Below are 18,506 nucleotides of genomic sequence, written 5' to 3'. Positions count from 1 at the left end.
CTTCCGTGATAATCTTGTGATTATGTATGTTTGGGGGAGAGAGAATATGAACACCAGGGCTTTCGTATTAGCCTTAATTACAGTCACTATTTGGGGATCTACATTTCCTGCAATCCGTGCAGGTTTGAATGGAGGTTATTCTGCCGGTCATCTAGTTCTCATTCGTTACTTAATTGCTTCTGGGTTGTTTGCGATTTATGCGCTGCTTCCCGGTGTTAGATTCCGATTGCCGCGAAAAGAGGATCTATTAAGAATTTTATTACTGGGATGGGTTGGAATCAGCATCTATCATATTGGGGTTACCTTTGGCCAACAAACGGTTTCGGCTGGTACCGCGGGGATGCTTGTTGCCTCTGCACCCATTTTTACGGCACTCATTGCCGTGTTTATATTAAAAGAGCGCTTGGGTTTTGCCGGCTGGCTGGGATTAGCAATTGGTTTTATTGGGATTGCTGTAATTACCATCGGAACAGCAGGACCTTCTTTAACAATTTCTAAAGGGGCCTTTTTAGTGATAATGGCAGCCGCAGCAACCTCTGTATTATTTGCATTTCAAAAGCCGCTTTTACGCCGGTATAGCTCCATTGAATTAACAGCTTATTTTTCATGGGCTGGAACAATCCCATTTCTTTTGTTTCTGCCTGGACTTTTCCAAGACCTCCAGCATGCAACATTAGAAGCAAACCTATCAGCCATTTATATCGGAATTTTCCCAACAGCCATCGGTTACGTCACATGGGCGCTTGCACTATCAGCAGGAAAAGCCGGCTCCGTAACCAGCATGCTCTACATTGAACCAGTCGTCGTCCTCATCGTCGCTTGGATTTGGCTAAAAGAATGGCCCAGCAACCTCACCATCCTTGGCGGCATCATTGTCATCTCCGGCGTCATCGTCGTGAATGTATTAGGGAATAAGCGGAAAGCAACAGCGTAAATTCGACAAAAATCGGGGGGTGCCTGTCACCTCCCGATTTTTCTTGTTCCACACCTATATTACTGTTTTTTTATTTTCATTGTATATGAGAGTAGTAGTTTGGGAATAATGTGGATAGGACAATATATTGGGGGGATTGGTGATGGAGGGAAATAGGTTGTTGCTAACGGATTTTACTAGTGATGAAGGGTTTGAGCTTACAAGATACATTACACATTTATTTGAATACGTTTCTAGCCTGCAGAAAAATAATAATCCACAATTTAAGCCAGCCCAAGAATAAGGGCTGGCTTTTTGATGTAGTGATTTTTTAGTTGATTCCATTTTTACAAAACTTTTTCTAGAAAATCCCTTGCTCTACTTGTCTTTGGATTACTGAAAAACTCCTGTGGGGAACCTTCTTCAAGCAGCTGCCCCTCATCCAAGAAGATAACCCGGTCAGCCACTTCCCTTGCAAACCCCATCTCATGCGTAACAATCGCCATCGTCATTCCTGACTGAGCAAGATCCTTCATAACATTCAGAACTTCCTTGACCATTTCCGGATCCAGTGCCGATGTTGGCTCATCAAATAGCATTAACTCCGGTTCCATTGCCAGTGCACGAGCAATCGCTACACGCTGTTTCTGACCACCGGAGAGATTACTCGGAAAGGCTGATTCTTTTTCTGTTAACCCTACGCTGGCTAACAAATTCCGTGCCTTTTTTTCAGCAACCTCACGGGATTCCCCTTTTACCTTCATTGGGGCATACGTTAGATTATCCAAAACTGTCTTATGTGGGAACAAATAAAAGTGTTGAAAAACCATCCCAATCTGTTGTCGTACCTTCATAATATTTGTCTTTGGGTCAGTAATATCTTGGTTATTCACCAACACTTTTCCCTTTGTTGGTGTTTCTAACAAGTTTAAGCAACGGAGGAAGGTCGACTTCCCAGACCCTGAAGGTCCAATAATCGAAACCACCTCACCACGTTCAATCGTAGTCGAAATATTTTTTAAGACCTCTGTATTGCCAAATTGCTTATAAAGGCTTTCTACTTTAATCACTGTATTTCAACCTTCTTTCAACCCGTTTGCCCAGCGTTGTCAGCACCATGACCATTACCCAATAAATAACACCAACAAATATAAGCGGTTCAAAATTCCGATAAATATCTGCGCCAACCACTTGGGCACGACGCATAAGGTCTAAATAACCAATTGTCGATACAAGTGCTGATTCCTTTGTTAGGGAAACAAATTCATTCATAAGTGCCGGTAAAATATTTTTCATCGCCTGGGGCAGAATAATATCCTTCATCATCAGACGGTAAGGAACACCAAGTGCCTGCGCAGCCTCTGTCTGACCTTTATCTACTGCTTGTATTCCTGCCCGAATAATTTCCGAAACATAGGCTGCTGAATTTAAACCGAAAGCTAATATAGAGGATAAAAATGGAGTGATATCATAACCTGTTAATTGTGGAACAGCAAAATAAATAATCATTAATTGTAAAATTAACGGTGTACCACGAAAAATCGAGGTATAGATACCTGCAATCCAATTTAAAGCCTTTATATGAGAAATTTTAAACAGTGCAAAAACTGTACCAAGTGCAAAACCAAAAATAATCGCTACAATAACGAATTTAAGCGTCTCCCATATTCCTTTTAACATAAAAGGAATATAAGGCACAATTTGGCTAAAATCCAAATTCATGCCTTACACCTCACTTCAATATTTATTCTAAGCTGTCTGACACTGATGAAAAACTACTGTTGATTCTTCAACCATTTATCCTTCAATTCCTGAAGCTTTCCGTTGTCTTCTAACTTTTTAAGAACACCATTCACATCACCAACAAGCTTGCTGCCTTTTGGGAAGGCAACTGCCATTCCTGGAGAACTGCTTGTTGGATCATCAAATCCAGCCAAATTTTGTTTTTTAATATAACCGGTAGCTACTGATTTATCCATATAAGCTACTTGAATACGTTTTGATAAAAGCTCTTGAATCAATGTAGTCGCATTATCTAGTGGCTTCACATCAAATTTAACTTTTTTCTGAAGTGCTTTTGCCCCTTCTTCTTGAATGGTCCCAAGCTGAACTCCAACCGTGTTCCCTTTTAAATCATCTACTGTTTTAATATTAGAACCCTTTAAGGTAATAAACATTTCACCTGAGCGGTTATATTCAGTTGAGAAATCAACATTTTTCTTACGTTTTTCGGTAGCAGACATACCAGCAAGAACCATGTCTGCGCGGTTAGCCTGCAGGGCTCCGATTAAACCGTCAAACTTCATATCCTTAATTTCAAGCTTATATCCTAATTCTTTTGCAATCATATTCGCTAAATCAATATCAAAACCTTGAGGATTTCCTGCTGTATCTCTTGATTCAAATGGAGCAAAGTCAGCTGATGTCGCCATCGTTAATACTTTGTTTGCTTTGCCGCTTTCTTTATCTGCTCCTTCATTATTGCTCTTACCGCAAGCTGCCATTATCACTAAAGTAAAAATAATCGTAGCAAATAATAAAGTCTTCTTCATGATGTCTCCTCCTACAAAAATTAAGTATTTTATGAATGTAAATTTGAATTTTTATTCAACTAGATGAATATTAACACGCAATTTTGCATTTGAAAAGATATTTTTCCAATATAAAAATATTCAGAAAACATTCGTTATTCATTAATAAAATCCCCCCAGAATTTCCTATATTAATATTTTACCCAAAAAAAGTACCCCTATTAAAAAGAGGTACTTGGTTTTACATTTCCTTTATTTACAATTGGATAAAAATTCACTTTTTATGTTTTCTAGCGCTTCTTTATCGATAATTAAGTCAAACCCTGTATAAGCCAGAGCTAGGACGCCGCTGGCAAGAATCCGATGGGAGTTGTCAGTAATGGTTGTATCGGCAAATTCCGTTGTATGCGCAACAAGTCCTGGGCAATCTAAACCAATATAAGGGTGAATGGCCGGGACGACATGGCTGACATTCCCCATATCAATTGAGCCGTACGACTCCTTCGCCTTCTTGACTTCCTTAATGCCCGCCGAGAATAGATTTTTTGTAAAAAGCCCTGATAGGGTTTGATTGGTAACCATATTATCATAGCTTAATTCATAATTATCGATTTGGACTTCCGCACCTGTCATAAGCGCAGCACCGTTTGCGATATTTTTTACCTTTTCAACGACCTCATTTAAATAGCTGCGGTTGCCTGCGCGAACATAGAATTGGGCTACAGCCTTATCGGGTACAATATTGGCCGCAACGCCGCCTTCTTTAATAATTCCATGGATCCGGACATCAGATGTCACATGCTGACGAAGGGCATTGATTCCATTGAATAATTGAAGCACTGCATCAAGGGCATTAATCCCTTTTTCAGGAGATGCGGCTGCATGGCTTGATTTTCCCCGGAAATCAAATTGAATCGCATCCATTGCCAATGAACCCCCGCTCTCATACGATTCATCAGCAGGATGGAGGATCATGGCCGCATCAATATCCGCAAAAATCCCTTGTTCCGCCATTGGAACCTTTGCACCATTCGTTTCTTCCGCCGGAGTTCCCAGTACCACGATTCGTCCGCCAATTTCATCGACCACTTTACTTAGAAGAACCCCGGCCCCTGCACTCATCGTTCCAATCATATTGTGGCCGCACCCATGTCCAACACCGGGTAATGCATCATATTCTGATAAATAAGCAATCGAAGGCCCAGCCTTTTTACTGTCATACACCGCTTTAAAGGCTGTTGGGCGGCCAACAATCCCTTTTTCAACAGTAAATCCATGCTCTTCAAGAAAACCAACTAAGAGCTCCATCGACTCAAATTCTTGGTCTCCTAATTCGGGGTGATGATACAAGTGATCACTAATTTCCCATAATCTATGCTGCAAGAATTCTAATTCTTTTTTTAACTGATCTTTCATCGTAAAAACCCCCTTTGTCGTGTACATATATTTTGAAACCTACCGCAGCGAATTTCAAGTTCCAAGGAACTTACTTTTTATCTAAAGCTAAACTTATTTGCCGTCTTTAGAGCGAATCGGACCGATTTCCGATTTAATGTCCCCTGCAATTTCTTAATGGTTCGATCTTTTTCACTGAGCTTTGTTTGAAGTTCTTTCAACCTTTCATCTTTATTGGCAGATTCCAGCAGATAAAGGTTTTCCCATCGTTCTGTAATTTCTTGCAAATCACAGCTGCTAATTGGCGAAATAGGCGGGAGGGGCTGAATCTCCGCTAATTTCTCATCCAAAGGAACTCTAGCAGGTGTGTGATTATCTTTATAAATATGTTCCAGGTTATTTTTATTTAGAAAGCTGATGAATTTATCAAAATTTCCTGCTTGTGTTTTAATAGGCGCTTTAAAATCACTTTTTTCAATTAAATCGCTCAGTCTTGTTTTACTTGTAATTTCATTTGCATTCACATGTGTTAAATTATGGTACTCAGCTAATTCTCTCATTCTAGCGTCTTTTGGAATTAAAATGCTAGGCGTTCCGGCAATGGTTGCGGCAATATTCCCGTGAAGCCTGGCCCCGAAACTTAAATCGGCTTGCTTTAAAAAATCTAACCAAGTAGATACATTTAAAAAGAAACGTACTCTATTGTTCATATAAGTTGGATGTGAAATCGCCACTGGGTAATTTTTGCTCGATCCAGCTATAGCAGGCGCCCCGGCAAAAGTAAGCCTCATTTCCTTCAACCATTGTGGAATAAAATAATGGTTAGGAAAATCCTCCATACCTCTTGTAATAAAATCAAGTACATTCTTTGGAGAAAGGCGGGATGAATTAACACAAACCATTGAATCGGTTGTGATATTCGTTTCACGTATCTGTAATTCTCTGCCAAAGGCATACATGGAAGGGCAACCAATAACCGTATGGTCTATATTTTCGCGAAAACCTAATTTTGATAGATATTGAGAGGTAATTTCGCCTCTGACACCAATCATTGCTGACTTTTCCAGTACAGCACTAACAAACGCTTTGACATCCTCATCAAAAGGGAAGCTCTCATTTAGCTTTGGTTCAAATGGAGCACGCAAACCAACACCAATCACCACAACTGGGATCGTTAGTTTTTTGATTAATTTCGTATATTTGCGTAAGGATGGAACAAAGTCATTTCGGAAGGCATCAGCCAATGGAATAATGTAACAACTATACTTTTCATTGATTTCATCAGCCTTATCCGGGTCAATATCATAATAATCCGGTGTAATCATCGTTTCTTCTGTCATTAATGTACGGAACACACTAAAGGCATAAACGAGATTCCCTACGTTTCCGCCGATGGAATTATTCACAATCATATGTGGTGCATCAAATGTATCAAGTGGCGATATGCCCGATCTGATTAGAATCTCTTTCATTATAAAAAACTTACCCCTTAAATTAATTTTTTATTAAAATACCATTAAATGCTACCATAGGATAAGTTAAGAAACCATTAAGAACCACTATTTGGCATTAAAAAGAGAAAAAAGCCCTAACTCATTTGCAGAGTTAAGGCTTTATCGATTAAATAATCCGTGCTGTTACAATTCCTTCGATTTGGTTAATTTTCTCTTCTATCGCAGGAAGAATATCACTGTTTACTTCGTTATCAATATCAATCATTGTATAAGCATAGTCACCACGGCTTCTATTTACCATGTCAGCGATGTTCAAATCATAGCTTGAAATGGCAGAAGTTATTTGTCCAACCATGTTCGGAACATTACGATGGAAAGCTGTTACTCGTGTCTTTCCAGTGTATGGTAAAGATGCATTTGGAAAGTTCACAGAGTTCTTAATGTTTCCAGTCTCCAAAAATTCTTTCACCTGGCGTGATGCCATAATCGCACAGTTTTCTTCTGATTCCTGTGTCGATGCACCTAGATGCGGGATGGCAATGGTATTTTTCATTTGCAATACATTTTCATTCGGGAAGTCTGTGATGTACTCGCCAACGATTCCATCTTCAAGCGCAACCGCCATATCCACTTCATTTACCAGCTCACCGCGGGAGAAGTTCAAAATGTGCACACCCGGCTTCATGATGCTAAATGTCTCTTTATTAAACATTCCCTTTGTATCAGGAGTAAATGGCACATGTACAGTGATATAATCAGATTCCGCGAATAACTGTTCAATTGACATAGCACGCTGTACATTGCGGGATAGGTTCCAAGCCGTATCTACAGAAATGAACGGATCAAAGCCGATGACATCCATATCTAAATCAAGTGCATCATTTGCTACAAGCGCACCGATTGCACCTAATCCAATGACACCTAAAGTTTTTCCTTTAATTTCTTTTCCAACAAATTGCTTCTTTCCTGCTTCCACCAGCTTCGGAATTTGATTACCTTCAACTTCTAACCCCTTTGTCCAAGCAATACCAGCAAAAAGATTACGAGATGAAGCAATTAAAGAGGTTAGAACCATTTCTTTTACTGCGTTTGCATTGGCACCAGGAGTATTAAAAACGACAATTCCTTGTTCCGTACATTTATCAACCGGAATATTATTAACCCCTGCGCCTGCACGAGCAATCGCCTTTAATTGATCGCCGAATTCTAATGAATGCATATTGAAGCTTCGAACTACAACGGCATCCGGATTTTCATTTTCATTGTCGATTGTAAAAGAATCCTTATTGAAAACTTTTAGCCCGCTTTCTGCGATTGCATTTAAAGTTTTAATCGTTTTTATTTTTTCTACAGTTACAGTGCTCATTTTTAATTTCGCCTCTTTTTTTTTATTAGATTTAAAATCTTATAGACTATTATAAATAATCAAAAATATTCACGCTAGTCAACAGTTATTTCCTTTTTATCTCCCCCTAATAAACAGAAAGAGGCAAGGGGTATATTCCCTTACCTCTGCCCAGGCGAACGGCTGTCGATACTATGTGCTCCCTCACGGTTCTCCGCGCTTCGCCAGTTACACATAGCCTTTTTATTTCTTCCATTTTATCAAGTTCTCTTTAAACCTTCAACTAAAAAATTCTTAAATTTAAAAAATTTCGATTTTACCAGTTATAGTTCCTTTTCCCAGTTTGAAATTTCCTCACGAACACGTGGCGCCACTTCTGTCCCTAACAGCTCGATGGCTTTCATGACATCTTCATGCGGCATGGTTCCAACCGGCGTATGGAGCATAAAACGTGTGATTCCCACATGTTTGCGAAGATGAATAATCTTTTCAGCAACAGTTTTTGAATCGCCTACGTACAGTGCCCCTTCAAAGCTTCTTGCAGCATCAAAGCTCGCCCGGCTGTAATGCCCCCAGCCGCGTTCTCGCCCAAGCACGTTCATTGCTTGCTGGGTCGATGGGAAGAATTTATCTGCTGCCATTTCTGTAGTCTCAGCAATAAATCCATGAGAATGGGACGCAACAGGAAGCTTCGATACATCATGACCGGCCTTCTCAGCAGCTCTTTTATAAAGCTTTACAAGCGGTGCAAATTGCAGCGGGCTTCCACCAATAATGGCGAGAACGAGCGGCAGTCCGAGCATACCAGCGCGAACAACAGATTGCGAATTCCCCCCGCTGCCTATCCATACTGGTAAGGGATCTTGAACAGGACATGGATACACCCCTAAATTATGTATGGCTGGTCGATGTCCGCCATTCCAAGTTACTTTTTCAGATTCGCGTATTCTCAATAATAACTCCAACTTTTCTTCAAACAGTTCATCATAGTCTTTTAAATCATAACCAAACAGGGGAAATGATTCGATGAAAGAACCCCGGCCCGCCATAATTTCTGCCCGCCCGTTTGAAATCGCATCTAGCGTAGCAAAGTCCTGGAAAACACGTACCGGGTCCGCTGAAGATAACACCGTAACGGCACTTGTCAGCCGTATCCGTTTTGTCTGTGAAGCTGCAGCAGCCAGCACGACGGCAGGGGAAGAAGCCGCATAATCTTTCCGGTGATGTTCACCGACTCCAAAAACATCCAGTCCAACCTGATCGGCTAGGACAATCTCCTCAACTACTTCACGTATACGTTGGGCATGGCTGATTACCTCACCTGTTTGAACGTCCGGAGTTGTTTCCACAAACGTGCTCAAACCTATCTCCAATGATAATTCCTCCTCATTCATCTGATCCTTTCCTCCACTATATCGTAAAATTAATCCTTGTCGCCATCCGAATGCTTATCCATTTCAAGCTGCACTATGCCTTAAAACCTTCCTAATTTTTTGTTATCTCTTTGGTATTTATACCCTTTTTGAAATTATCCAAATTAATTTTAAAAAAGTTTATTTTGAATCGAACCGCTTTCGCCATTCCTTCGTTTCTTTTAATGTAAAGAATGATTTTGGAGGAGGAAGAATAAAGCATGAAAAAGTGGAGTTGGTTATTCTCATTTCTTTTATTAGCAGGGGGCCTTTTAGTTGGATGTAGCACTGAAAAAAAAGACAAAGAGGCGAGTACCCAGGTCAAGGTGGCCGCAAGTCAACCTGCCACGGCTTTGAAGGTTATGGATAATAAAAAGGCGGGGGAATATCTTGCAGATTCTAAAGGCATGGCACTTTACTACTTCGCCAAGGATGAGCCCAATATAACAAACTGTAAAGGCGAATGTCTTCAAAACTGGCCTGCCTTTTATTCAGATCACTTCGAGGTTCCTAAAGGGTTTAATAAAAGAGATTTTGGCACGATTCATCGCGATGACACTGGTAAAAACCAAGTAACCTATAAGGGCTACCCGCTTTACTACTTTGTAAAAGATAAAGCTTCAGGCGATGTTAACGGGCAAGGAGTAAAAGGTGTTTGGTTCCTTGTTAATAGTACTACTGCATTGGCACCCTAATTCATATTACTAAAGAACTGTTCTTTTGCAGCGGTTCTTTTTTTCGCTCAACTTTATTTATTTTTATTTTATACTGAATAGATAGAATTTTAAAAAAGGAGGAGCGTTTGGAATTGAAATCGAAAACAGATGAGGAACTAATTGAATTAATTATCCAGAATCATCGCTCTGCACTTGAAGAATTGTATGACCGTTATGTAAAACTTGTTTATAGTTTTTCTTTAAAAATGACAAAAGGTGATGCGGAGGAAACAAAGGAAATTGTCCAGCAAGTATTTCTTCGGCTATGGACAACAAAAAGTACATACAACTCGAAACAAGGGAAATTTGCCAATTGGCTTCTCACGATTACCCGAAATATCGCAATTGACCTCATTCGAAAAAAACAAAAACAATCAGGAATGGTTCGACTAGAGCCTCATGAATGGATGCAGATGTATGACCGAGAAATAGAGGATGTATCCCAGCAAGTCTCGAGAAATCTTTTAAAGCAAGAAATTCAAGAAGCAAAACGGCTTCTTTCTGAACCACAGAAGCGTCTTATTAACTTATTATATTGGGAAGGGTACTCCTTAAGTGAGATTGCCAAGCTGGAGAAAAAACCTCTCGGCACTATTAAAAGTCGCCTGCATCAAACCTTAAAAAAACTGCGGAATTTATTTGAAGAAGAAACAGGAGGGGTTCGTCATGGAAAATAAATGTGACAATCTGTCTTTATACATCATTGATGAACTGACTGAATATGAAAAACATCAATTTGAGCGTCATCTTAAAACATGTCTCAACTGTCAGAATGAAGTAGACTCCCTGCAAAACACATGGCAGAGGCTTTCGTACGATTTCAAAGAAGTGGACGTTCCAAAATCACTTAAATCAGAAGTCATGGACTTTATTTTTCATGAAAGTGAACCACAAACGCAAGATATGAAAGATAAAAAACAACCCTTCTTTAACCTCTTAGCAAAGCAATTTTCACCATTATCCTTTGGTATTACCGCCTTTTTAGTTATAGGTTTAATCGGTATTTTATGGAGTAATTTTCATTTAAGGAACACGATTACTGCATTAGAAAACAAAGTAATTTCTCCTTCACAAATTGTTAGAACCTATCACTTAAAAGGGCAGGATTTAGCTTCTTCCGCAAACGGTATCGCCTATCTCCTTCAAGAAGGCCGGAATACAAGCCTCGTCATTGAGTTAACCAATATGCCAATGGCGAGAAATGAGGAAGTGTATCAGGTTTGGCTGTTAAAGAATGGTACTCGTCAAAATGCTGGTACTTTAAAGCCTGATCAGAACGGCAATGGCATAATTTCCTACCGCCTGCCGGAAAATTATTTATTTGATGATATTGGCATTACATTAGAACCGAGTCCGCATAATACACAACCTAAAGGTGAAAAAGTAATGGGAACTTCCTAGGAACCGGCCATCTAAATAATCAGGACATGGGGTACAAATTCCATGTCCTGGTTCACATGAATCCTATTTTTTATTATTCATGGCGCTATCCGGCCTTTCACGAGGAGTAAAATTAATGATGAAATACCCAATGATTAGGATTAAAATGATGAAAGCATAAAATAAAGAGTTTACTGGATGTTCATGATCAACAATAATGATTCTTACCATTGCCGTTATGCCAATATAGATAAAATATCGAATCGGGAAATGGTATTCTTCTTTAAAGTATTTTACAATCATCGAAATAAACTCAAAATATAAAAAGAAAATTAGGATATTGGCAAGGAAAATTTTAAAGTCATTATTGCCTCCCTCAACTAAAATCTGAATAAAAATAATTAACTCCTTAACTAGCAAAATAGATAAAATAATTCCTAGTAAGACGAGGGACATATTTAAAAATAGTTGAAGAATCTTTGGAATCAAGCACAAAATCGTAGTTTCACCGTTTTTTATCTTAAACATCCATACCTTCCTCTCAATTCAATCAGACAACTTGCCTTTTTGACCTTCTATATCTTAGAAATTTCCACCCTAGTAAAATTATAAATTATCAAAATATTAAATTATGTTATTTTATAGTAAAATTTACGTAATAATTATTAAAGTCAGTATAAATTTAACAAAATCATAGTTGATTAATTTTGGAGGTAAACGGATAAATGCATCTTTGTTTACGCTTATTCGGCAGTCTTTTACTATGGGGATGTATGGCCATTATCTTAATTTTAGTGATTTTATTGCCTCGGGAAACAGAATCCCATCGGGTAGGTGTTAAGGATGTCATGTCTTACCATTTTACTTGGGATGGTTATAAACAAAATATTTATGATTATGTTGAAGGAGTAAAAACAAAGAAAAGCCTCGGAACAACGGTGTTTAATCAGCCAGTCGAAACAGAACTTCTCCTTTATTTTAAAAGAAGCATTGCCATTCTCCTTCCAGCATTTTTGCTTAGTATCATGATTGGAATCTATAAAGGTGTCTTCGATTATCGGTTTCAAAATAATAAAATAGGGCGATTATTTGGAAGAGGATCTACTTGGCTAGGGCAGGCTGTTCCTGACTTTTTCCTCATTTTCCTTTTTCAGGCCCTCTTATCTCTCGCCATAAGCCACAGCCTTCTTCCAAGAGTAGACCTATACGGAAATGACAAATGGTACAGTATCTTTCTTCCCATCCTATTTTTAAGCATGTATCCAGCATTTATTATCGCCAAATACACCTTTCAAGCATTAGAAGAGGAAGATGAAAAGGATTATATAAAGACAGCAAAAGCAAAAGGGGTCCCGGACCGAGTGATCCTTTGGAGGCATATCCTAAAAAACTGCTATCCTAAACTGCTTCAGCATTTTATGCCGATTGTCTTAATCTTATTTTCCGGAATGTTTGTCGTAGAATTTTTAACCCTGTATCACGGGATTGGTTATCGGTTAATCGCAGCCATCCATATTAAAAATAAGTTTATGGCAGGGGAGGCTTTCCCGATTGATGTACCTGCCGTCATCGGCTTTAGCTTATTAATCATGGTTCTTTTATTATTTGCACAATGGATTCACCAGCTCCTTGAGTTCTTTCTTAATCCCAAAAGGGGGGAAAGATTATAATGCGGAAAATACCTTCATTGTGGATTGGTCTGATCGGCTGTAGTATTTTTGCCATCATTTTTATGTTTGGCCCCTATCTGCCCAATGTTGATAAAAAGGTTACTCCTCATACATATGTGGTCGGTCCTGAAAGCAATCTGGATTTTATCCTCCCTCCCTTTGCCCCAAATAAGGAATTCATGTTGGGCTCTGATAAATCCGGCAGGGATATCTATAGTGCTCTCATTATGGGAACGCGCGGGACCTTAACGATTGTCTTTACGATTTCATTAATTACATTTTTATTTGCCATTCCTTTTGGTGTGGCTTCTGCCCATTTGACCTTTTTCAGGGTGCTTTTACAGGCGTGGAATTATTTGTTTTCAAGGATACCTGTCTTTTTTTACTTTATTATCGTGTCAACGATTCCATTTTTTATCCTTTCTCCTCACCGCACTATTTGGATGATTAGCTTTCTTATTCTATTTGAATTAGGAAAGGTAGGGGAGGTTGTCTACAAAGGGGTCTTACTGATTCAAAAAGAAACCTATTACGAGGCTGGAATTGTGGTGGGTTCGAAACCATTCGGACTATGGAAACAATATTATTGGCCCGGCTGCTATCCTCAGTGCGTTGCCTACTTTGTACAGCATTTAGGGAGCATGCTATTTTTGCTAGGCCAGCTTGGAATCTTTGGAATTTTTATCTCCCAGAACCTTGTCCAACAAATCAACGGCGCTTACCTAATCGATAACACAGCAATGATCTGGCCGATGTTTTTATTTGATGTCCTAATCGATTTTGATGCTTTTCCATGGGTCCCTCTATTTAGCTCATTATTTATTACCCTATCCATGTTATCCTTTGTTTCATTAGGTGAGGGGATACTAGAATATCATTCGAGAAAACACAAGGGATTAATTGTCCAAAGGAAGCCGTTCTTACCGCGGTTCAGGAGGGAAACGGTGGATATAAAAGGATAGAATGGATCGCCGCCGTTCTACAGTATTACGCTGTTTAGCTGCTATCAATGCAAACTTACGATTACTTTTATAAACATAAGAAAAAGCATCTATATAGATGCTTTTTCTAACCGTTTTAAACTGATACCGTTTCTTTTTCTAAATCACGTAACTCTTTCTGTAAATCTCTTTCATTGTCAATAGATGAACGGCCATCGCTTAGACCAAGCATCCACGCTGTAAAACTATTAATTTCGTGGAAGAGCTCTGGGTTTTCCACTAGTGACTTTCCATAAGATGGAATCATTTCTTTTATTTTTGGTTCCCACGCTTTTAGATGTTGCGGGAAGCATTTTTTTATTACCTCAAGCATAACGTGAACGGCAGTAGAGGCACCCGGAGAAGCACCAAGGAGTGCAGCGACCGAACCATCAGCGGCACTAACCACTTCCGTACCAAATTGAAGTGTCCCTTTACCGCCAGCTTCAGTATCTTTTATAACTTGTACACGTTGACCCGCTACTACAATATCCCAATCTTCACTTTTCGCATTCGGAATAAATTCCCGTAACTCTTCGATCCGTTGTTCTTTCGATAACATCAGTTGCTGGATCAAGTATTTTGTCAATGGAATGTTTTTTGCACCTGCCGCTAACATCGTGAAGACATTATTCGGTTTTACCGTACTTAATAAATCCATGTTTGAACCAGTTTTTAAGAACTTTGGTGAGAAGCCGGCAAACGGTCCAAATAGTAATGATTTTTTATTTTCGATAAATCGAGTATCAAGATGCGGCACAGACATTGGAGGAGCGCCAACCTTAGCCTTGCCGTATACTTTTGCATGATGCTGATTTACTACCTCCGGATTGTTACATACCAGGAATAATCCGCTTACCGGGAATCCTCCAATATGTTTACTTTCAGGAATACCCGTTTTTTGCAGTAGAGGTAAAGAACCGCCACCGCCGCCAACAAAGATAAATTTTGCCGTATGGCGTTCAACTTCGCCATTAGCATTACGTACTTTCAATTCCCATGAGCCGTCGCTAGTACGTTTAATATCATTTACCTGATGGTTGTATTTAATATCAACGTTTTGATTCTTTAAGTGATCAAACAATATGCGGGTTAAAGCACCAAAGTTGACATCCGTTCCAGAGTCGATTTTAGTGGCCGCGATTGCTTCCTGCGATGTACGGCCTTCCATAATAAGTGGAATCCATTCCATTAATTTCTCCGGATCCTCAGAAAATTCCATCCCTTCGAACAGTGGAATGTGTGAAAGCGCTTGAAAACGTTTTTTCAAGAACTCTACATTTTCTTCCCCTTGTACTAAACTCATATGAGGCAATGGCATGATAAAGTCATGCGGATTATCTATGAGATTTTTATTTACAAGATAGGACCAAAACTGTCTTGAAAGCTGGAACTGTTCATTTATTCTGATTGCTTTGCTAATATCTATTGATCCGTCTGGTTTTTCAACAGTGTAGTTAAGCTCACACAGAGCGGCGTGCCCTGTTCCTGCATTATTCCACTCGTTAGAGCTTTCCTCTCCCGCTTTGTCGAGCTTTTCAAACACTGTAATCTTCCAGTCCGGTACTAATTCTTTCAAAAGTGTCCCCAAAGTAGCGCTCATAATTCCGGCACCAATTAAGATAACGTCTGTATTAGTTTGTTTGTTACTCATTATTACCGTCCCTTATCCCCTAAGAATTGCAGAAAGGATGTAGGTGGTTCCGCTTAGGCATTACAGCAAGCCTGCGCACCTAGTCGCACATCTTTTCTGGATGATTTCATTTATAACCTATTTATAGTGTATCACTAATATTTAAAGATTAAAATATTTTGATAGGTTTTAAGGTGTTTAAAAGCTTGTAAAAAGAGGAAAGTCCATCCACATGACTTATGAAGGCAGAAAAACCAAGGTTTAAACCCAGCTTCTTGCCAGGTTTGTGTCCTTGGTCTTTTCATCTGTATTAATTTGTCCTATTTACTAAACTTTTTAAAAATTAATGTGGCATTATGTCCGCCGAATCCTAATGAGTTTGAAAGCACGACCTGAATATCCTTCTTCTTAGCAAAATTGGGGACATAATCCAAATCAAGTTGTTCATCAGGGGTTTCATAATTAATCGTTGGAGGGAGGATCCCTTCCTTGATGGCTAATAATGAAAAGATCGCCTCAATAGCACCCGTTGCTCCAAGCAAATGTCCTGTCATCGATTTTGTCGAACTTACCGAAAGAGAATACGCATGTTCTTTGAAAACTTCCTTGATCGCTAATGTTTCATACAAATCATTATAATACGTGGATGTGCCATGAGCATTGATATAGTCCACCTGCTCCGGAGGGATATCGGCATCCGCTAATGCTAGTTTCATGGCCCGTTGTGCCCCCTCTCCCTCAGGTGCAGGTGTTGTAATATGATGAGCATCTCCTGTAGCACCATATCCAATCAGTTCTCCATATATGTGAGCACCACGAGCTAGGGCATGCTCTAATTCTTCTAATACCAAAATTCCAGCGCCTTCCCCGATAACAAATCCATCACGATTCTTATCAAATGGCCGGCTTGCTGATGTTGGATCTGGATTTTTCGAAAGTGCAGTCATATTCGAAAATCCGGCAACGGTCATATCTGTAATCGTTGCTTCTGTCCCGCCGGCAATCATCATGTCAACATCGCCTTTTTGGATCACTCGGAAGGCATCACCAATTGAATTAGCGCCTGATGCACAAGCTGTGACGGAACAATTGTTGATTCCTTTTGCTCCAAGTTCGATAGAGACTTGGCCTGCTGCCATGTCTGGGATAAACATTGGAATCGTAAACGGATTCACCCTTCTTTGACCTTTTTCGATAAATTTTCGATGTTGTTCCTCAAATTCACCTAAACCACCAATTCCTGACCCAATCCAAACTCCGACCCGTTCGGGCTGAATATCCACACCGATCTGAATCCCTGCATCCGTAACAGCCATTTTGCTTGCAGCAACAGCAAACTGACTATAACGGCCCATTCTTCTTGCTTCTTTTTTATCCATAAATTCTTCCGGTGCAAAGTTTTTTACTTCTGCAGCAATTTTAATATCAACTTTTTCTGCATCCAATATCGTTGCCGGACCAATTCCGGATACACCATTTTTGATATTATTCCATGTTGCATTCACATCATTCCCCAAGGGAGTGACAGCCCCAATACCAGTAACCACTATTCTTCGATTCATCTATTGCTCTCCCTTAATTCATTATTCAAATGATCATTCAATCCCTCAATAAAGTTCACAAAAGCCTTCACAACATTCCATTCCAAGGATTCCTTATGGTAATACATCCATGTTCTCCGTAATATAGGATTTCCTTTTTGGCTGGTTAAAACTATTTTATATAAATCATCTATTTCATTAAGTATACGGCTGGACAAGAAGCCATAGCCTAATCCATTTATAACCATTTCCTTACAAGTATCAACCTGGTCCACTTCAATACTGATAAACGGCGGCTGTGAATAATTTTCGGCCCACCAATTATCAATTAATGATTTTAATAAGAAATCTCCGTTATAGTCAATTCTGGGTAGATTTGGCAAATCGGCAATATCAATTGCTTCCTTCGATGTAACAGAAACGGTTTCTTCAAATAATAAATGCTTCTTCAGTCCTCTGCAGTTATAGTCACCGCGAACAAATCCGATATGAACATCCTTATTGTGTATAAGTTTCGTTACATCTTTACTCCAGCCTGTAATCACTTTAAATTCCACATGAGGATACTGGTTTTTAAATAATTTCAAAATATAGGGCAGTTCATAATTGGCAAAGAAGTTGGATACTCCCAATTTCATTGTTCCTACAACCTCATTGCCAGACGTTTGACTCATATTCCGGACATGCTCTACTATTTTGTTATATTGAGCAAGGATATTATCGGCACACTGAACAAGATATTCTCCCTCTGGGGTGAAATGGATCCCTCTGCTTTCACGGGTTACAATTTTGACACCTAATTCCTCCTGCATTTGCTTTAATCGATTAGTTAATGCAGGCTGGGTAATAAACAAAAGCCTTGCTGCTTTCGTTAGGTTCTTCTCACTATAGAGGACTTTCAGTATCTCCCAATCACGGTAATCCACGATTTCCTCCTAATTTTTGCCATATAGATTTTTTTTATATCTTATTATAAATTTTTAGCATTTTATTTATTTCCATTATTGCATTATCATTGACCCGTAGCAATTAATAATCGTCTTTATACCCTAGATTGAGATTCATAATAACCCAATCACCTTTATGGTTTAACATAGCATATTTTCTCTTTAACCATATTTATAGATGTCCTGTCTGGGGGACAGAAATAATTTAAAAAATAGGAGGAATTTTTATGTGGATTATAACTCGTTATTTAGATTCAAATATTTCCATGTTTGAATTTGAAACGGAAGAAGAAGCAAGAGAGGCTCTTAAGAACATGAAGGGCTGTAAAATTATCTCTGAGGTTGTATATTTCAACGACCCTTGTTTTCAGCAGGAAATCGCTTAAAGATAATACAGTAAAATATTAGTATATATTTATTTAATTTTTTCGCCTCCCTGCATTTGCAGAGAGGCTTTTTGCTTAAATAATTTTAAAGTTACCGCTGGTCTAATCATTTTGTTTTTTTATTATGTTGGAAAAATTAATAGCCTCTATTTATGATACGGCTCACCGTAATTAGCCTAAGTGCGGTTTTCTATTAACAGATT

General features: G+C 39.1%; 19 protein-coding genes and 1 riboswitch. Of the genes, 8 read left to right on the top strand and 11 right to left on the bottom strand.

What is annotated here, in order from left to right; all coding sequences use genetic code 11:
• Positions 1 to 46: 46 nt before the first annotated feature.
• Together E2K98_RS03080 and E2K98_RS30725 are read left to right on the top strand one after the other, a co-directional pair.
• Positions 47 to 934: a DMT family transporter gene (locus tag E2K98_RS03080; protein WP_133332830.1), complete on the top strand. Its 888-nt coding sequence runs from the start codon at positions 47 to 49 to the stop codon at positions 932 to 934.
• A 142-nt stretch (positions 935 to 1,076) separates the two neighbouring features.
• On the top strand, positions 1,077 to 1,217 hold the full coding sequence (locus tag E2K98_RS30725) for a hypothetical protein (protein ID WP_165976156.1): 141 nt from the start codon (positions 1,077 to 1,079) through the stop codon (positions 1,215 to 1,217).
• A gap of 43 nt (positions 1,218 to 1,260) precedes the next feature.
• Here E2K98_RS30725 and E2K98_RS03075 read toward each other — a convergent pair whose 3' ends face one another.
• The 7 genes from E2K98_RS03075 to E2K98_RS03045 form a co-directional block, all read right to left on the bottom strand.
• On the bottom strand, positions 1,261 to 1,983 hold the full coding sequence (locus tag E2K98_RS03075) for an amino acid ABC transporter ATP-binding protein (protein ID WP_026573790.1): 723 nt from the start codon (positions 1,981 to 1,983) through the stop codon (positions 1,261 to 1,263).
• Positions 1,976 to 2,635 carry an amino acid ABC transporter permease gene (locus E2K98_RS03070; protein WP_133332829.1) on the bottom strand — a complete coding sequence of 220 codons (660 nt, stop codon included), beginning with the start codon at positions 2,633 to 2,635 and terminating at the stop codon, positions 1,976 to 1,978. The genes E2K98_RS03075 and E2K98_RS03070 overlap by 8 nt, the downstream gene beginning before the upstream one ends.
• A gap of 53 nt (positions 2,636 to 2,688) precedes the next feature.
• Positions 2,689 to 3,465: an ABC transporter substrate-binding protein gene (locus tag E2K98_RS03065; RefSeq protein WP_133332828.1), complete on the bottom strand. Its 777-nt coding sequence runs from the start codon at positions 3,463 to 3,465 to the stop codon at positions 2,689 to 2,691.
• Positions 3,466 to 3,696: 231 nt separating this feature from the next.
• Positions 3,697 to 4,860 carry a M20 family metallopeptidase gene (locus E2K98_RS03060; protein ID WP_133332827.1) on the bottom strand — a complete coding sequence of 388 codons (1,164 nt, stop codon included), beginning with the start codon at positions 4,858 to 4,860 and terminating at the stop codon, positions 3,697 to 3,699.
• Between the two features lie 77 nt (positions 4,861 to 4,937).
• Entirely contained in the window at positions 4,938 to 6,311 is a 1,374-nt protein-coding gene (locus E2K98_RS03055; protein ID WP_133332826.1) for a polysaccharide pyruvyl transferase family protein, read from the bottom strand.
• 148 nt (positions 6,312 to 6,459) lie between these two features.
• Complete coding sequence (locus tag E2K98_RS03050) at positions 6,460 to 7,659, bottom strand: phosphoglycerate dehydrogenase (protein WP_133332825.1); 1,200 nt, start codon at positions 7,657 to 7,659, stop codon at positions 6,460 to 6,462.
• 141 nt (positions 7,660 to 7,800) lie between these two features.
• Positions 7,801 to 7,880: riboswitch (ZMP/ZTP riboswitch) on the bottom strand.
• A gap of 81 nt (positions 7,881 to 7,961) precedes the next feature.
• Positions 7,962 to 9,011: an LLM class flavin-dependent oxidoreductase gene (locus E2K98_RS03045; RefSeq protein ID WP_133333213.1), complete on the bottom strand. Its 1,050-nt coding sequence runs from the start codon at positions 9,009 to 9,011 to the stop codon at positions 7,962 to 7,964.
• Positions 9,012 to 9,271: 260 nt separating this feature from the next.
• Here E2K98_RS03045 and E2K98_RS03040 point away from each other — a divergent pair, with 260 nt between their 5' ends.
• The 3 genes from E2K98_RS03040 to E2K98_RS03030 all read left to right on the top strand — a co-directional run bounded on the left by E2K98_RS03040 (position 9,272) and on the right by E2K98_RS03030 (position 11,167).
• Positions 9,272 to 9,745, top strand: coding sequence for a COG4315 family predicted lipoprotein (locus E2K98_RS03040; RefSeq protein ID WP_133332824.1), 474 nt, complete (start codon positions 9,272 to 9,274; stop codon positions 9,743 to 9,745).
• Positions 9,746 to 9,858: 113 nt separating this feature from the next.
• Positions 9,859 to 10,443, top strand: coding sequence for an RNA polymerase sigma factor (locus E2K98_RS03035; protein ID WP_133332823.1), 585 nt, complete (start codon positions 9,859 to 9,861; stop codon positions 10,441 to 10,443).
• Positions 10,433 to 11,167 (top strand): anti-sigma factor, encoded by a 735-nt coding sequence (locus E2K98_RS03030; protein WP_133332822.1) that lies wholly within the window; start codon positions 10,433 to 10,435, stop codon positions 11,165 to 11,167. Before E2K98_RS03035 ends, E2K98_RS03030 begins: the two co-directional genes overlap by 11 nt.
• 63 nt (positions 11,168 to 11,230) lie before the next feature.
• Here E2K98_RS03030 and psiE read toward each other — a convergent pair whose 3' ends face one another.
• Positions 11,231 to 11,674 (bottom strand): phosphate-starvation-inducible protein PsiE, encoded by a 444-nt coding sequence (gene psiE, locus E2K98_RS03025; RefSeq protein WP_133332821.1) that lies wholly within the window; start codon positions 11,672 to 11,674, stop codon positions 11,231 to 11,233.
• A 197-nt stretch (positions 11,675 to 11,871) separates the two neighbouring features.
• Here psiE and E2K98_RS03020 point away from each other — a divergent pair, with 197 nt between their 5' ends.
• Positions 11,872 to 12,816 carry an ABC transporter permease subunit gene (locus tag E2K98_RS03020; protein ID WP_133332820.1) on the top strand — a complete coding sequence of 315 codons (945 nt, stop codon included), beginning with the start codon at positions 11,872 to 11,874 and terminating at the stop codon, positions 12,814 to 12,816.
• Complete coding sequence (locus tag E2K98_RS03015; protein ID WP_133332819.1) at positions 12,816 to 13,778, top strand: hypothetical protein; 963 nt, start codon at positions 12,816 to 12,818, stop codon at positions 13,776 to 13,778. Before E2K98_RS03020 ends, E2K98_RS03015 begins: the two co-directional genes overlap by 1 nt.
• A gap of 115 nt (positions 13,779 to 13,893) precedes the next feature.
• Here the strand turns inward: E2K98_RS03015 and E2K98_RS03010 are convergent, their stop codons facing one another.
• The 3 genes from E2K98_RS03010 to E2K98_RS03000 form a co-directional block, all read right to left on the bottom strand.
• Entirely contained in the window at positions 13,894 to 15,450 is a 1,557-nt protein-coding gene (locus E2K98_RS03010) for a malate:quinone oxidoreductase (protein ID WP_133332818.1), read from the bottom strand.
• A 299-nt stretch (positions 15,451 to 15,749) separates the two neighbouring features.
• Positions 15,750 to 16,991, bottom strand: a complete 1,242-nt coding sequence (fabF, locus tag E2K98_RS03005) for a beta-ketoacyl-ACP synthase II (protein WP_133332817.1) — start codon at positions 16,989 to 16,991, stop codon at positions 15,750 to 15,752.
• Positions 16,988 to 17,896: a LysR family transcriptional regulator gene (locus tag E2K98_RS03000; RefSeq protein WP_133332816.1), complete on the bottom strand. Its 909-nt coding sequence runs from the start codon at positions 17,894 to 17,896 to the stop codon at positions 16,988 to 16,990. Before E2K98_RS03000 ends, fabF begins: the two co-directional genes overlap by 4 nt.
• Positions 17,897 to 18,144: 248 nt before the next feature.
• Here E2K98_RS03000 and E2K98_RS30720 point away from each other — a divergent pair, with 248 nt between their 5' ends.
• On the top strand, positions 18,145 to 18,303 hold the full coding sequence (locus E2K98_RS30720; protein ID WP_165976155.1) for a hypothetical protein: 159 nt from the start codon (positions 18,145 to 18,147) through the stop codon (positions 18,301 to 18,303).
• Positions 18,304 to 18,506: the final 203 nt, after the last annotated feature.

Source organism: Bacillus salipaludis (assembly GCF_004358205.1).
This window is presented reverse-complemented; position numbering and strand designations above follow the sequence as displayed.

Coding starts and splice junctions, on each gene's coding strand:
- E2K98_RS03080 (WP_133332830.1), top strand. CDS start 47: ATGAACACCAGGGCTTTCGTATTAGCCTTAATTACAGTCACTATTTGG.
- E2K98_RS30725 (WP_165976156.1), top strand. CDS start 1,077: ATGGAGGGAAATAGGTTGTTGCTAACGGATTTTACTAGTGATGAAGGG.
- E2K98_RS03070 (WP_133332829.1), bottom strand. CDS start 2,635: ATGAATTTGGATTTTAGCCAAATTGTGCCTTATATTCCTTTTATGTTA.
- E2K98_RS03065 (WP_133332828.1), bottom strand. CDS start 3,465: ATGAAGAAGACTTTATTATTTGCTACGATTATTTTTACTTTAGTGATA.
- E2K98_RS03060 (WP_133332827.1), bottom strand. CDS start 4,860: ATGAAAGATCAGTTAAAAAAAGAATTAGAATTCTTGCAGCATAGATTA.
- E2K98_RS03055 (WP_133332826.1), bottom strand. CDS start 6,311: ATGAAAGAGATTCTAATCAGATCGGGCATATCGCCACTTGATACATTT.
- E2K98_RS03050 (WP_133332825.1), bottom strand. CDS start 7,659: ATGAGCACTGTAACTGTAGAAAAAATAAAAACGATTAAAACTTTAAAT.
- E2K98_RS03040 (WP_133332824.1), top strand. CDS start 9,272: ATGAAAAAGTGGAGTTGGTTATTCTCATTTCTTTTATTAGCAGGGGGC.
- E2K98_RS03030 (WP_133332822.1), top strand. CDS start 10,433: ATGGAAAATAAATGTGACAATCTGTCTTTATACATCATTGATGAACTG.
- psiE (WP_133332821.1), bottom strand. CDS start 11,674: ATGTTTAAGATAAAAAACGGTGAAACTACGATTTTGTGCTTGATTCCA.
- E2K98_RS03020 (WP_133332820.1), top strand. CDS start 11,872: ATGCATCTTTGTTTACGCTTATTCGGCAGTCTTTTACTATGGGGATGT.
- E2K98_RS03015 (WP_133332819.1), top strand. CDS start 12,816: ATGCGGAAAATACCTTCATTGTGGATTGGTCTGATCGGCTGTAGTATT.
- E2K98_RS03010 (WP_133332818.1), bottom strand. CDS start 15,450: ATGAGTAACAAACAAACTAATACAGACGTTATCTTAATTGGTGCCGGA.
- fabF (WP_133332817.1), bottom strand. CDS start 16,991: ATGAATCGAAGAATAGTGGTTACTGGTATTGGGGCTGTCACTCCCTTG.
- E2K98_RS30720 (WP_165976155.1), top strand. CDS start 18,145: ATGTGGATTATAACTCGTTATTTAGATTCAAATATTTCCATGTTTGAA.